At 55.7% G+C, this 519-nt stretch carries 1 protein-coding gene and 1 pseudogene; both read right to left on the minus strand.

Going from position 1 to position 519, the window contains the following annotated elements; genetic code table 11:
- On the minus strand, nt 1-226 hold a 226-nt coding region (locus Q5Y71_RS17150), incomplete at its 3' end, for an ATP-binding protein (RefSeq protein ID WP_306043286.1).
- Nucleotides 216-519, minus strand: a pseudogene (locus tag Q5Y71_RS17155) (IS21 family transposase); the annotation flags it as partial. The pseudogene Q5Y71_RS17155 and the gene Q5Y71_RS17150, both read right to left, overlap by 11 nt.

Consider the following 519-nt stretch of genomic DNA (forward strand, 5'->3'; position numbering starts at 1 on the left):
AATTGAAGCCGGATAGATCCTTGTAGGCTGGGAACTTCGCGACCTTCATCTGATAGTTGATGGAGCGCACATCCCTCTCTGAAGATTCAGCTTCCAGTAACATTTTCAGCACCGGCATGGATTGGTGGTAGGCTGGCGATGCTTGCTCGGCGAGCGTCGCGACAGCATCCGCCATGCCATGTAATTTCATCGCCTTTAGAGTGCTTACCATGGCATCAGCGTTCATGGCCCGCCCTCCGTAGTTGGTCATAGCGGGCAGTATTCGCTCTCGGCTCTGTTACCAATTTCAGGGCGAGCGGCGCCTGTAGGCGCTTGGGCCTGCAGGGCTCCTGCAGCCGACTAAGGCAGTTCAAGACGTGTTGTTTCGAGGGTTCACCGGCTTCCAGTGCCTTGACAACTGCACGTTCAACCTGTTGTTCATCATGGAGTAATACCAGCGCAAGGATATCCACCATCTCGCGGTCACCTCCCGGGCGCTTCAGCAGCCGTGTTTGCAGATGCCGAAAGCTATCCGGCAAC

Source organism: Microbulbifer sp. 2205BS26-8, assembly GCF_030731025.1.
In the GTDB taxonomy this organism is placed as follows: domain Bacteria; phylum Pseudomonadota; class Gammaproteobacteria; order Pseudomonadales; family Cellvibrionaceae; genus Microbulbifer; species Microbulbifer spongiae.